The 13,811-nt window shown below is 63.4% G+C and carries 12 protein-coding genes; 6 read left to right on the top strand and 6 right to left on the bottom strand.

Annotated features, from left to right (window positions below):
- Nucleotides 1-3: 3 nt before the first annotated feature.
- The 6 genes from GYA94_RS17525 to GYA94_RS17500 all read right to left on the bottom strand — a co-directional run bounded on the left by GYA94_RS17525 (nt 4) and on the right by GYA94_RS17500 (nt 7,616).
- Nucleotides 4-795 (bottom strand): IclR family transcriptional regulator, encoded by a 792-nt coding sequence (locus tag GYA94_RS17525; protein ID WP_161892777.1) that lies wholly within the window; start codon nt 793-795, stop codon nt 4-6.
- Nucleotides 796-855: 60 nt separating this feature from the next.
- Nucleotides 856-2,166 (bottom strand): MFS transporter, encoded by a 1,311-nt coding sequence (locus tag GYA94_RS17520; RefSeq protein WP_161892776.1) that lies wholly within the window; start codon nt 2,164-2,166, stop codon nt 856-858.
- Between the two features lie 58 nt (nt 2,167-2,224).
- Entirely contained in the window at nt 2,225-3,373 is a 1,149-nt protein-coding gene (gene dgoD / locus GYA94_RS17515; protein ID WP_110679749.1) for a galactonate dehydratase, read from the bottom strand.
- 39 nt (nt 3,374-3,412) lie between these two features.
- Complete coding sequence (locus tag GYA94_RS17510; RefSeq protein WP_110679750.1) at nt 3,413-4,033, bottom strand: 2-dehydro-3-deoxy-6-phosphogalactonate aldolase; 621 nt, start codon at nt 4,031-4,033, stop codon at nt 3,413-3,415.
- 12 nt (nt 4,034-4,045) lie between these two features.
- The gene (locus GYA94_RS17505) at nt 4,046-5,020 is read right to left on the bottom strand and encodes a 2-dehydro-3-deoxygalactonokinase (protein ID WP_110679751.1); all 975 of its coding nucleotides are present in this window, start codon (nt 5,018-5,020) and stop codon (nt 4,046-4,048) included.
- Between the two features lie 214 nt (nt 5,021-5,234).
- The gene (locus tag GYA94_RS17500; RefSeq protein WP_161892775.1) at nt 5,235-7,616 is read right to left on the bottom strand and encodes a glucose/quinate/shikimate family membrane-bound PQQ-dependent dehydrogenase; all 2,382 of its coding nucleotides are present in this window, start codon (nt 7,614-7,616) and stop codon (nt 5,235-5,237) included.
- 312 nt (nt 7,617-7,928) lie between these two features.
- Here GYA94_RS17500 and GYA94_RS17495 point away from each other — a divergent pair, with 312 nt between their 5' ends.
- From GYA94_RS17495 to GYA94_RS17470, 6 genes are all read left to right on the top strand, one after another.
- Entirely contained in the window at nt 7,929-9,173 is a 1,245-nt protein-coding gene (locus tag GYA94_RS17495; RefSeq protein WP_110679753.1) for an OprD family porin, read from the top strand.
- A 243-nt stretch (nt 9,174-9,416) separates the two neighbouring features.
- The gene (locus tag GYA94_RS17490) at nt 9,417-10,223 is read left to right on the top strand and encodes an NAD-dependent epimerase/dehydratase family protein (RefSeq protein WP_161892774.1); all 807 of its coding nucleotides are present in this window, start codon (nt 9,417-9,419) and stop codon (nt 10,221-10,223) included.
- A 24-nt stretch (nt 10,224-10,247) separates the two neighbouring features.
- Nucleotides 10,248-11,129, top strand: coding sequence for a glucurono-1,5-lactonase (locus GYA94_RS17485; protein WP_110679754.1), 882 nt, complete (start codon nt 10,248-10,250; stop codon nt 11,127-11,129).
- A gap of 67 nt (nt 11,130-11,196) precedes the next feature.
- Entirely contained in the window at nt 11,197-12,168 is a 972-nt protein-coding gene (locus GYA94_RS17480) for a TRAP transporter substrate-binding protein (RefSeq protein ID WP_009682577.1), read from the top strand.
- A gap of 64 nt (nt 12,169-12,232) precedes the next feature.
- A complete protein-coding gene (locus GYA94_RS17475) occupies nt 12,233-12,760 on the top strand; it encodes a TRAP transporter small permease (protein ID WP_009682578.1) in 528 nt (175 codons plus the stop codon).
- Nucleotides 12,761-13,811: TRAP transporter large permease (locus GYA94_RS17470; RefSeq protein WP_161892773.1), on the top strand; the 1,051-nt coding region annotated here is incomplete at its 3' end. It lies immediately after the preceding gene.

Raw genomic sequence — 13,811 nt, 5'->3', positions numbered from 1 at the left:
AGGCTAGTGCTTTAGCCCAAGCTCTGCCGAAAGCCGCGCGGTCACACCTTTGACCACCGGTACCAGCTCGCGCATCTTCTCCTCGGGCATATAGGGCACTGTGCTGGCCACACTGATTCCCGCCACGATCCGCCGGCTGGCATCGCGTACCGCCGCAGCCACGCAGCGGATCGACGGCTCGTTGTCCTCCAGGTCGAAGGCATAACCCCCCTTCACATACTCGACCATGCGCTGTTCGAACTGCGCCCAGGTCTGCTCGGCGTGGTGCGGCCAGAACGGGCTTTTGCCACCTGCCGGCAGGCTGGTTTCATACAACCTCTGCCACTCGGCCGGGGTGTCGTCGAGCATCAGCGCCTTGCCGATACCCGTGCGCGCAAGCGGCATGCGGTGGCCGACCCGGGAGCGCATCTCCGGGCCGTTGCGCCCCGGGGTCTTGTGCAGGTACAGCACCTCATCGCCTTCGCGGATCGCCAGGTGGATGGTGTCGCCGGTCAACGCCGACAGCTCGTCGAGGTATGGCCCGGCAAGGGTCACCAGCGGCAGCTCTTCTCGGGCCTGGAAGCCGAGTTCGATCAGCTTGGGGCCAAGCAGGTAACCGACCTGGGGTACCACGCGCAGGTAGCGCTCGTCCACCAGGCAACTGACCAGGCGGTGGGTGGTGCTGCGGGTGGTGCCGATGTGCTGGGCGATGTCCTTGAGGTCGCGCGCGCCTGCGGCCACGGCCTGCACAACGGCCAGGCCGCGCAGCAGGGTCTGGGTGCCGGTAGGGGCGGTTTTGGTAGGGTCTTCCTGCATGTGCGGCCTTTATCGAAGTGCGAATGGGCGGGCGACATTATGTTCACCCGCAGGGCGCGGCTACAACTCGATGCGCTCGACCTTGCCGACCAGCAGGATGTACGACAGCGCGCCAAGCAGGGCCAGCGCGGCGATGTAAGTGATCGCCGGGGCGAACGAAGCGCCGCTGGCAAGGAAGCCGATCACGATGGGTGTGACGATCGCCGACAAGTTGCCGATGAAGTTGAACACCCCGCCGGTCAGCCCGAGCAGACGCGCCGGAGCCAAGGTAGAAACCAGCGACCAGGTGATCGAGGCCAGGCCGTTACCGAAGAACGCCAGCGCCAGGAAAGCAATCACCAGCGGGGTGGAGTCGACGAAGTTGGCGCCAATGATGGCGGTGGAAATCAACAGGCCGCTGATGATCGGCAGCTTGCGCGCAAGGCCCACGCTGGCCCCACGGCGGATCAGCCAGTCGGAGAAAAAGCCCGAGCACAGCACGCCGACAAAGGCGGCGAGAAACGGCAGCGAGGCCAACATGCCGGACTTGATGAAGTCCATGCCGCGGTACTTCACCAGGTAGGTCGGGAACCAGGTGAGGAAGAACCACAGTGTCGAATTCAGGCAGAACTGGCCGAGGTAAATGCCCCAGAGCTTGCGCTGTGTCAGCACGATGCCCAGGTCGGCCCAGCTGAACCTGGCCTTGGTCTTGGCCTGCTCCTGCTGGATATCCACCAGCCCGCCGCCCTCACGGATCAGTTCGATCTCGGCCTCATTGGCACCCTTGAAATCGCGCGGTTCGCGATACACCGCGTACCAGATCACGCCCCAGAGAATGCCCACCGCACCCGTGGCGACGAACACCATGTGCCAGCCGAACGCATGCTGCAGCCAGGCCAGCACCGGGGTCAGGAACGCCAGGCCGACGAACTGCCCGGAGGTGTAGAAGCCAATGGCCGTGGCCCGCTCGCGCTCGGGGAACCACGTAGTGACCACGCGGCTGTTGATCGGGTAGGCCGGCGCCTCCAAGGCGCCGACCGCCATGCGCAGCACGAACAGCGCGATGAAGCTGGCGGCGAAACCGAGCATCACCGTGGCCAGCGACCACAGCACCAGCGCCACGGTATACAGGATGCGCGGCGGTACGCGGTCGACCAGCCAGCCGCCTGGGATTTGCATGGCAGCGTAGGTCCAGCCGAACGCCGAGAACACCAGGCCGACGTGAATCGGGTCGATGCTCAACTCGCTGGTCAAGGCCGGTGCGGCAATCGACAGATTGCTGCGGTCCAGGTAGTTGATCACCACCGTGATGAACAGCAGCACCATGATGAAAAAGCGCTTGCGGCTGGGCGCCGACAGGGTCGCCTGCCCGGTAAGGGTATGCGGGTGCATGAGCAGTGCCTCTTGTTATGGTTATTGAGGTCGTTTCAACGCAGTTGGGGCCAGGCAGTCACCACTCGGCAAAGCTGCCATCGGCGTGGCGCCACACCGGGTTGCGCCAGCGGTGGCCGACAGCGGCGCGCTCGATCACGTACTCCTCGTTGATCTCGATGCCCAGGCCAGGGCCGTTGGGGATCTTGACCATGCCCTGCTGGTAGTCGAACACGCCGGGGTCGCGCACATAGTCGAGCAGGTCGTTGCTCTCGTTGTAATGAATGCCCAGGCTCTGCTCCTGGATGAAAGCGTTGTAGCAGGCAGCGTCGAGCTGCAGGCAGGCCGCCAGGGCGATCGGGCCCAGCGGGCAGTGCAGCGCCAGAGCGACGTCGTAGGCCTCGGCCATGTTGGCGATCTTGCGGGTTTCGGTGATGCCGCCGGCATGCGACGCATCGGGCTGGATGATGTCGACGTAGCCTTCGCTGAGCACGCGCTTGAAGTCCCAGCGCGAGAACAGCCGCTCACCCAGGGCAATCGGCGTGCTGGTCAGCGGCGCCAGTTCTTTCAACGCTTCGTAGTTTTCACTGAGCACCGGCTCTTCGATGAACATCAGCTTGTAAGGGTCGAGTTCCTTCATCAGCACCTTGGCCATGGGCTTGTGCACGCGGCCATGGAAGTCCACGCCAATGCCCACGTTCGGCCCTACCGCATCGCGCACGGCAGCGACGTTGGCCAACGCCTGGTCGACCTTGTCGAAGGTGTCGAGAAACTGCAGTTCCTCGGTGCCGTTCATCTTCACGGCGGTGAAACCACGTGCCACGGCCTCTTTTGCCGCTTGCGCGGTGTCAGCGGGTCGATCGCCGCCGATCCACGAATACACGCGGATCTTGTCGCGCACCTGGCCGCCGAGCAGGTCGCTGACCGACACACCCAGCGCCTTGCCCTTGATGTCCCACAACGCCTGGTCGATACCCGCCAGGGCGCTCATGTGGATGGCACCACCGCGGTAGAAGCCGCCGCGGTAGAGCACGGTCCAGATATCCTCGATGTTGCGCGGGTCCTTGCCGATCAGGTAATCGGACAGTTCTTCGACGGCAGCGGCCACCGTGTGGGCGCGGCCTTCGACCACAGGTTCACCCCAACCGGTAACGCCCTGGTCGGTCTCGACCTTGAGGAAGCACCAGCGTGGCGGGACGATGAAGGTGGTCAGCTTGGTAATTTTCATCTGCTTGTCTCTCTTGTTGGGATGCAGCGCAGTAATGGGTCAGCGCAGGGCTTGCCAAGCGGTCACGTAAGCCTTGGCAGAGACCGCGACCTGCTCAGGCGTCATGCCCGGCTTGTACAGGCCGGAACCCAGGCCAAAGCCCCTGGCGCCAGCGTCGAAGAATTGCTGCAGGTTGCTGGGGGTGATGCCGCCAACCGGCGCCAGCACGGTGCCAGCGGGCAATACCGCCAGCCAGGCCTTCACCACCGCCGGCCCCATCTGCTCGGCTGGGAACAGCTTGAGCAAGTCGGCACCCTCGGCCAGGGCGGCGAACGCTTCGGTCGGCGTGGCGACACCCGGCGCCAGGTACAGCCCTGCCGCCTTGGCCGCGCGCAGCACCTGCGGGTCGCAGTGCGGCATGACGATCAATTGCCCGCCCGCCTCTTTCACCTGTGCCACCTGCGCCGGGGTCAGCACGGTGCCTGCGCCGATCAGGCAATCGGCAGGCAAGCAACGGCGCAGCGTGCGGATGCTTTCGAACGGGTCGGGGGAATTGAGCGGCACCTCGATGACGCGAAAACCGGCGCCATAGAGAACTTCCCCCGTCGCGGCGGCTTCATGCGGCTGCAAACCGCGCAGGATCGCAATCAGGCCGTTCTGTGCCAGTGCTTGTTCAAGCATGTCGAGCTCCCTTCAGGATGAGTGGATGAGGCCAGCGGCAAGCGCCAACTGCCACAAGCCGCGTTCGGTGGCCTGTTCGGCAACGCTGACGTGGCCGAAGCCGCACGCCTGCAGGGCGCGGCCGTAGCGCATGCAGAGTGGGCCGTTGCCGATCAGCAGGATGGCCGGCAGGTGCATGCTGTTGCGGCGCTGGCGCTGCACCTTGGCCAGTGCCGAAAGCTCATGACCGATCAGCAGGCCGGAGAGGTAATCGGGTTGGGCACTGGCGCTCAGTTCACCGGTCAGCCCCAGGCTGCGGGCACTGAACACGGTGGACAGCGGGCCGATCTCGCCTTCGCTGCCGAGCGCAACCTGCACGCCATGGTCGAAAGCCGGTGCATCGAAGGCGGCGCCGCGTTGCTGGGTACGGCCGAGGATGCTGTGCTCGCTGAGCACCGCGAACACTTCGCCGGTCATGAAGGTATCGAACTGAACGATGCAGCCCTCGGCCACCTGCACCCACTTCGAATGGCTGCCGGGCAGGCCGATCAGCAGGTCATCGGTGGTCACGCTGGGCAGTGCACCGAGCACCTGGGTCTCTTCGCCACGCATGACATTGGGCAGGCGCGAACGCTGGATCACGCCCGGCACGATGTGCACGCCCACGCCGCGCCGGCTGCGCACCGTCTGCAGGGAGGCGCCAAGGCTGGCGACGTTGGCCGGGGTGTCGCGATAGGCCGCTTCGCGCCAGCCCTGGGCACTGCCGACCATACCGCAGGCAATCACCGGCAGGCCGGGCTGGGCGTCGAGCCAGTCGCCGCAGGCGTCGTCGAACGCCAGTTCGAAACCGTCGTTGCAGGGTTGGCCGTTGATCAGGCGCGGGGACGTTGGCAATTGCATGATGCCGCTGGGCAGTGTGCGCAGGTCCAGCACTTGGCCATTGGCGGCGAGTTTATAAGCACGAAGGGAGGTGGTTCCCCAGTCGAGCGCGATCAATTGCGCCTGCATCGCTTCACCTGTTCTGTTTTTGGCAGTGAGTGAGGGCGACTATAAACCTGGGTAGGTGTAAATTCCAATATGTAAAATACAATCCCATATATAGGGATATTTAAGGCTTGGTATTTTTGTCAGGCCATTCGCGGGCACGCCCGCTCCCACAGGTTATGCATCGCGCAGAACACCTGTGGGAGCGGGCGTGCCCGCGAATTCCTGAAAAAGGCGTTTATTCAGGCAAGGCAAACGCCATAACGTAGTCCCCTTGCTTGGTCCCCAGCGAGCCATGCCCGCCGGCCATCACCAGCACGTACTGGCGACCATCCTTGCCGGTGTAGGTCATCGGCGTGGTCTGAGCACCTGCCGGCAGGCGCCCTTCCCAAAGCACCTTGCCATCGCGCACGTCATAAGCACGCAGGTACTGGTCGAGGGTGCCGCTGAGGAACGCCAGGCCGCTGGCGGTGGTGAAGCTTCCGCCCAGGCTGGGCACGCCCATGGTCAGCGGAATCGGAATGGGTGAGCTGTCACGCACAGTGCCGTTCTTGTGCTTCCAGATCACCTTGTGGGTGGTCAGGTCCACTGCGGCCACATAGCCCCAGGCCGGTGCCTGGCAAGGCAGCCCCAGCGGCGACAGGAAAGCGCCCATGATCACGCCATAAGGCGCACCCTTGTTGGCCTGGATGCCCTCGGTTTCACTCTTGCGCGCCGGCTGCCCGGCGATTTTCGAGGCAGGCACCAACTGCGACTTGAAGGCCATGTAGCTGGGGTTGACGAAGGCGATCTGGCGCACCGGGTCGACCGAAATGCCACCCCAGTCGAACACCCCGAAGTTGCCTGGGTAGACCAGCGAGCCCTGCAGCGATGGTGGGGTGTAGATGCCGTCATAGCGCAGCGAACGGAAGTCGATGCGGCACAGCATCTGGTCGAACGGCGTTACGCCCCACATGTCTTGCTCACGCAGGGTGGGCGGCATGAAATTGAGCTCGGACATCGGCTGGGTCGGTCCGGTGTGATCACCTTCCACGGCGCCTTGCGGTACCGGGGTTTCGTGGATGGGCACCAGCGGCTGACCGTTGCTGCGGTCCAGCACGTAGATGCTGCCCTGCTTGGTCGATGCCATTACCGCAGGCTTGATGCCTTCGGCGGTCTTGATGTCGACCAGGCTCGGCTGGCCGCCGACATCCATGTCCCACAAGTCGTGATGGGTGAACTGGTAGTTCCAGCGCACCTTGCCAGTGGCGATGTCCAGGGCTACCAGGCCGGCACTGAATTTCTCCGCCTCTGGTGTGCGGTTGCCGCCCCACTGGTCGGGCATCTGGTTGCCCATGGGCAGGTACAGCAGGCCGAGCTTCTCATCGGCGCTGATCACCGACCACACGTTTGGAGAGTTGCGGGTGTAAAACTGGCCGTCACCGATCGGCGCGGTGGCGTCGGGGTTGCCGCTGTCCCAGTTCCACACCAGCTGGCCGGTGATCGCATCATAGGCGCGGACTACGCCGGACGGCTCGTCGGTGGAAACGTTGTCGGTGACATGACCGCCAAGTATCACCAGGCCGCCGGCCACGGTGGGTGGCGAAGTGGAGTAATAGCCACCGGGGGCGAAGCTGCCGATGTTGAGGGTAAGGTCGATCTGGCCGTTGTCGCCAAAGCTGGCGCACTGTTGGCCGGTATCGGCATCCAGCGCGATCAGGCGGGTGTCGGCGGTGGGTACGTAGATGCGCTTGGCGCAGGCCTGCCCTTGCACGGGGCTCGCTTGCGAGCTGGCCGTGTCGTAATAGGCCACGCCGCGGCAGGTCATGTGCGCCCAGCCTTTGAAGTTGGCCGCATTCTGCGTGCTGAGCTTGGGATCGAAACGCCAGATCTCCTTGCCGCTGTCGGGGTCCAGGGCAATCACCTGGCTATGCGGGGTGCACACGTAGAGCTTGCCGTTGACTTTCAGCGGGGTGTTTTCCGCCGTGGTCTCGCCCGGGTCGTTCGGCCCGGGGATATCACCGGTGCGGTAGGTCCAGGCCAGCTTGAGCTTGCCCACATTCTGCGGGGTGATCTGCTTGAGTGGCGAGTAACGGTCGCCAAACTCGGTACGCCCGTAGGACTGCCAGTCACCGTCAGGCATTGCCGGTGCCGTGCTGGTGGTACCTGCCGTGTCACGGTCCAGGCGGCCGACCACGGTGTCGGGCTGGGTGAACTGGCTGGCCAGCGCCATCAGGCCCGCGGCCGCCACGCCCACACTCAATACCCCTGTACCGAGGGGATAAGGCTGGCCCTGCGTCAATGGCCTGCGTAGCCAAGGCAATAACAACACCAGGCCAAGGACGAACCAGAGGGCCAGCCGGGGGACCAGTTGCCACCAGTCCAGGCCCACCTCGACCAACGACCAGAGCGAACTCAGCAACAGCACGACGCCATAAACGCTCAATGCCTCACGTCGGCCAGCCAGCAACAAGGCTGCGGTAATCGCCAAGCCAATGCCGGCCAGCAGGTAATACAGCGAACCGCCAAGGGTTGCCAGTTTAATGCCGCCGGCCAGCAAGGCCAGGCCCATCAGCAAAAAAACCACGCCTAGCAATCTGGGCAGCAAGCGTGAGGGGTGCGAAGCACGGGTGGTGCTCATCGGTGAAATCTCCGTTTCCATAGGTCTGAATCGATAAGACATTCAGCAACGAAGAATAGTATTACTAAATAATTCTGCGACAAACCGACGCACCCGAGGCAGTGCGTTGCGACAAATGCAACAATTCGCCGGAAGTCATAGTATGACCAACTGTTATTGCGAGCCCCGAGCTAGAGCCTGCGCTTGAGCGCTCACCGCTGAAAGTAGCTGAATGCTGGCGGCCAACGCCGTTGACAGCGGGTTTTTCACTTGTTAAAAAAGCCGCAGTTGTACGACAACACATAACAAAAACAACATCAGCGGAAGCAACCCATGTCGAAAATCTGCCACACCCCCCTCCCCTGTGCGCTGCTTGGCGCCAGCCTGCTCAGCTGCCTGCCGGGCACCAGCCTTGCCCAAGGTTTCATCGACGACAGCAAAGCCGTGCTGGGCCTGCGCAATTTCTATATCAACCGCAACTTCACCAACCCCGCCAACCCGCAAGGCAAAGCCGAAGAATGGACCCAGAGCGTGATCCTCGATGCCCGTTCCGGTTTCACCGAGGGCCCGGTGGGTTTTGGCGTGGACGTGCTGGGGCTGTGGTCGGTGAAGCTCGATGGCGGGGGCGGCACCTATGGCACAGGGCTGCTGCCACGCCACGACGATGGGCGGCCGGCGGATGACTTTGGCCGGCTTGCCGTGGCGGGCAAGGCGCGCATTTCGAAAACCGAGCTGAAGATCGGCGAATGGATGCCGGTACTGCCAATTCTGCGCGCGGACGACGGGCGTTCACTGCCGCAAACATTGCGTGGCGGGCAGGTCACGTCCAACGAGATTGCCGGGCTGACCTTGTACGGCGGCCAGTTCCGCGCCAACAGCCCGCGCAACGACGCCAGCATGGAGGACATGAGCTACGGCGGCGCGGTGTCGGACCGCTTCAACTTCGTCGGGGGCGAATACAGGTTCAACCAGGAGCGCACCCTGGTGGGGCTGTGGAATGCGGTGCTCAAGGACGTGTACCAGCAGCAATACCTGCAGCTGAGCCACAGCCAGCCGCTCGGCGACTGGACCCTGGGCGCCAACCTGGGCTATTTCCAGGGCGATGACGACGGTTCCAGGCGCGCTGGCGAGCTGGACAACAAGACGTACTCGGGGATGTTCTCCGCCAAATACGGCGGCAGCACCTTCTGGGTCGGGCTGCAGAAGGTCGATGGCGATACCTGGATGCGGGTCAATGGCACCAGTGGCGGAACCCTGGCCAATGACAGCTACAACGCCAGCTTCGACAACGCCAACGAACGCTCATGGCAGGTGCGCCATGACTTCAACTTCGTCACCGTCGGCGTGCCGGGGCTGACCTTGATGAACCGCTACATCAGCGGCCGCGACGTGCACAGCGGGGTGGTGACAGATGGCAAGGAATGGGTCCGTGAGACTGAACTGGCGTATGTGATCCAGAGCGGAGCGTTCAAGGATTTGAGTGTGAAATGGCGCAATTCGTCGATTCGGCGGGACTACAGCAATAACGAGTTCGATGAGAACCGGTTGATTTTCAATTATCCATTGTCGTTGCTGTAAGGGTTGATGCAGACCTTTGGAGGGACGGCCTTGTGTCGCGTAAGGAGGGCGAACCTCCCTTGGCGAATCATGCCGCTAAGGTGCGGGGCGCTTCGCACCCCTTTCGCGACACGAGGCCGCTCCTACAGGGCACGCGCATGACACAGGGCTGACATTGAGTTGTCATTGACAACACTGAATCGTACTGCCAATAATCACAAAAGTCATACGACAACCTACAACAATTAACAACAAGAGCCGGTCATGACCACTACCCCCCTCAAACGCCTGCTGCTCACCGGAGCCGCAGGCGGCCTGGGCAAGGTCCTTCGCGAACGCCTGCAAGGCTGCGCCGAGGTCCTGCGCCTTTCCGACATCAACGCCATGGCCCCAGCCGCTGGCCCACACGAAGAAGTGGTCACCTGCGACCTGGCCGACAAGGCAGCCGTGCATGCCCTGGTCGAAGGCGTCGACGCCATCGTGCACTTCGGCGGGGTGTCTACCGAGCATTCGTTCGAAGAGATTCTCGGCCCCAATATCTGCGGCGTGTTCCATGTCTACGAGGCGGCACGCAAGCATGGGGTGCAACGGGTGGTCTTCGCCAGCTCCAACCATACCATCGGCTTCTACCGCCAGAACGAGCGCATCGACGCGCATGCCCCGCGCCGCCCCGACAGCTACTACGGGCTGTCCAAGTGCTATGGCGAAGATGTCGCCAGCTTCTATTTCGATCGTTACGGCATCGAAACCGTCAGCATCCGCATCGGCTCTTCGTTCCCCCGGCCACAGAACCCCCGCATGCTCTGCACGTGGTTAAGTTACGACGACCTGGTGCAACTGATCGAGCGCGGCCTGTTCACGCCGAACGTCGGCCACACCATTGTCTACGGTGCCTCGGCTAACCGCACCGTATGGTGGGACAACCGCCATGCCGCACACCTGGGTTACGTGCCCAAGGACAGCTCGGAGCCCTTCCGCGCAGCGGTGGAAGCCGAGCCGGCGCCTGCCGCCGATGACCCGAGCATGGTCTATCAGGGCGGCGCATTTGCCGTGGCCGGACCGTTCAACTGACCGCACGCGCCAGGAGGCACGGCCATGCACTGTGAACTGATCGTCGACGCCCGCAACGGCACCGGGGAAAGCCCCGTGTGGCACCCTGGCGAGCAGGCCTTGTACTGGGTCGACATACCCGCGCGCCAGTTGCACTGCTGGCGGCCGGTGGATAACACGCACCAGGTCTGGCAGGGCGACCAGATGCTGGCCTGTATCGCCCGCAGTGGCGACGGGTGGGTGGCCGGCATGGAAAGCGGCATCTTCCAGATTCAAACCAAGGCCGACGGCAGCCTGGCCAGCCGTGTGCTCAGCGGCGTGGCGCATGCGCAGCCGGGCATGCGCTTCAACGATGGCCGCTGCGACCGCCAAGGGCGTTTCTGGGCCGGCAGCATGCTGCTGGACATGCAGCAAGGCGCCCAGGTAGGTGCACTGTACCGGCATGACCGCGAGGGCCATTTGCACCTGCAGCAAGCGGGCATGATCGTGCCCAACGGCCTGGCTTTCAGCCCCGACGGCACGCGCATGTACCTGTCCGATTCGCACCCCAGCGTGCAGAAGGTCTGGGCGTTCGACTACGACACCGACACGGGCACACCCCATAACCCGCGGCTGTTCGTGGACATGCGCAATTACCCCGGCCGCCCCGACGGTGCCGCCATCGACCAGGACGGCTGCTATTGGATATGCGGCAATGACGCCGGGCAGATCCACCGTTTCACCCCTGACGGGCGCCTGGACCGCTCGCTCAGCGTGCCGGTGAAGAAGCCGGCGATGTGCGCCTTCGGTGGCGCCAACCTCGACACCCTGTACGTCACCTCGATCCGCCCGGCGGGGCTCGACCTTGGCGACCAGCCGCTGGCCGGCGGGGTATTTGCCCTCAACCCAGGCACCAAGGGCCTGGAGGAGCCAGCCTGGCGGGGCTGAGCCCCGCGACGCGCACCACACCCTTTGCACGCCCGAAACCAGATAATAAAAACCACGGAGTTTCATCATGACGTTCAAACGCAAGCTGCTTCTTGCCGTACTCCCCTTCGCCTGCAGCGTGGCCATGCCCGTTTCGGCGCTGGACATCAAGTTCGCGGAAATTCACCCCGCCGGCTACCCCACGGTGGTGGCCGAGCAGAACATGGGCAAGAAACTGGAACAGGCCAGCAATGGCGACATCACCTTCAAGATGTTTGCCGGCGGTGTGCTGGGCTCGGAGAAGGAAGTGATCGAACAGGCGCAGATCGGCGCCGTGCAGATGACCCGCGTCAGCCTGGGGATCGTCGGCCCGGTGGTGCCGGATGTGAACGTGTTCAACATGCCGTTCGTGTTCCGCGACCACGACCACATGCGCAAGGTCATCGATGGCGAGATCGGCCAGGAAATCCTCGACAAGATCACCAACTCCGACTTCAACCTGGTGGCCCTGGCCTGGATGGATGGCGGCTCGCGCAGCCTCTACACGAAAAAGCCGGTGCGCAGCCTGGAAGACCTGAAGGGCATGAAGATTCGCGTGCAGGGCAACCCGCTGTTCATCGACATGATGAACGCCATGGGCGGCAACGGCATCGCCATGGACACCGGGGAGATCTTCAGCGCGCTGCAGACCGGCGTAATCGACGGCGCCGAAAACAACCCGCCGACCCTGCTCGAACATAACCACTACCAGAGTGCCAAGTACTTCACCCTGACCAACCACCTGATCCTGCCCGAGCCGGTGGTGATGTCCAAGACCACCTGGAACAAGCTCACCCCCGAACAGCAAGCGCTGGTGAAAAAGGTAGCGCGTGAGGCGCAGATGGAAGAGCGGGTGCTGTGGGATGCGAAAACGGCCAGCAGCGAAGAGAAGCTCAAGGCCGCCGGTGTCGAGTTCATCACCGTCGACAAGAAACCCTTCTACGACGCGACCGCACCGGTGCGGGAAAAATACGGCGCGCAATACGCCGACCTGATGAAACGTATCGACGCGGTGCAGTAAGCGCGACCTTTCCTCCCGACCTCGGCAGGGCCGCGTCAGCCGCCCTGCCGCTTTGGTGATGCCCATGAAAAACCTCTTTCTGCGTGCCAACGACACGTTGTACCGCGCCTGTATCTGGGTCGCCGGCCTGTCGATCCTGAGCATGTCGCTGATCATCCCGTGGGGCATCTTCGCCCGCTATGTACTCGGCACCGGGGCCAGCTGGCCAGAGCCGGTGGCCATCTTGCTGATGGTGGTGTTCACCTTCGTTGGCGCCGCCGCCAGCTACCGCGCCGGGGCGCACATGGCGGTGGCGATGATCACCGACCGCCTGCCGCCGCTGCAGCGCCGGCTGGTGGCCCTGCTGGTGCAGGTGCTGATGGTCCTGGTGTGCCTGTTCATGACCGGGTACGGCACCCAGCTGTGCATCACCACCTGGAACCAGTTTCTGGCCTCCCTGCCCAGTGTACGCGTGGGCATGACCTATGCGCCGATCCCAATCGGTGGCGTGCTGACCTTGGTGTTTGTGCTGGAAAAACTCCTGCTGGGCGACCAGAGCCACCGCAAGGTGGTGCGCTTCGACCAACTGGAAGAAAACGAAGGAGCGGCGTAAATGGATGCGTTCATTCTGTTGGGCAGTTTTATCGCGCTCATCCTGCTGGGCATGCCCGTGGCCTATGCCTTGGGCCTTTCGGCGCTGATCGGCGCCTGGTGGATCGACATACCGCTGCAGGCGATGATGATCCAGGTGGCCAGCGGGGTTAACAAATTCTCGCTGCTGGCCATTCCGTTCTTCGTGCTGGCCGGGGCCATCATGGCCGAAGGCGGCATGTCACGGCGGCTGGTGGCTTTTGCCGGGGTGCTGGTGGGCTTCGTGCGCGGCGGCCTTTCGCTGGTCAACATCATGGCCTCGACGTTCTTTGGTGCAATTTCAGGCTCGTCGGTGGCAGACACCGCCTCGGTGGGCTCGGTGCTGATCCCGGAGATGGAGCGCAAAGGCTACCCGCGCGAGTTCTCTACCGCCGTGACGGTGAGCGGCTCGGTACAGGCGCTGCTGACCCCGCCCAGCCACAACTCGGTGTTGTACTCGCTGGCGGCGGGCGGCACGGTCTCGATCGCCTCGCTGTTCATGGCCGGGGTGATGCCAGGGTTGCTGCTGAGCGCGGTGATGATGGGCCTGTGCCTGCTGTTCGCGAAGAAGCGCAACTACCCCAAGGGTGAGGTCATCCCGCTGCGCCAGGCGCTGAAGATTGCCGGTGAGGCACTGTGGGGCCTGATGGCCATGGTGATCATCCTGGGCGGTATCCTGTCGGGCGTGTTCACTGCGACCGAGTCGGCAGCCGTGGCGGTCGTCTGGTCATTCTTCGTGACCATGTTCATCTACCGTGACTACAAGTGGCGCGACCTGCCCAAGCTGATGCATCGCACGGTGCGCACCATCTCGATCGTGATGATATTGATCGGCTTCGCGGCCAGCTTTGGCTACGTGATGACGCTGATGCAGATCCCCTCGAAGATCACCACGGCGTTCCTCACCCTGTCGGACAACCGCTATGTGATCCTGATGTGCATCAACTTCATGTTGCTGCTGCTGGGCACGGTGATGGACATGGCGCCGCTGATCCTGATCCTTACGCCGATCCTGTTGCCGGTGATCACCGGCA

Origin of the sequence: Pseudomonas juntendi, assembly GCF_009932375.1 — a bacterium.
In the GTDB taxonomy this organism is placed as follows: Bacteria; Pseudomonadota; Gammaproteobacteria; order Pseudomonadales; family Pseudomonadaceae; genus Aquipseudomonas; species Aquipseudomonas juntendi.
Note: the sequence above shows the minus strand (reverse complement) of the source record. Positions and strands in the feature narration are given on the sequence as shown.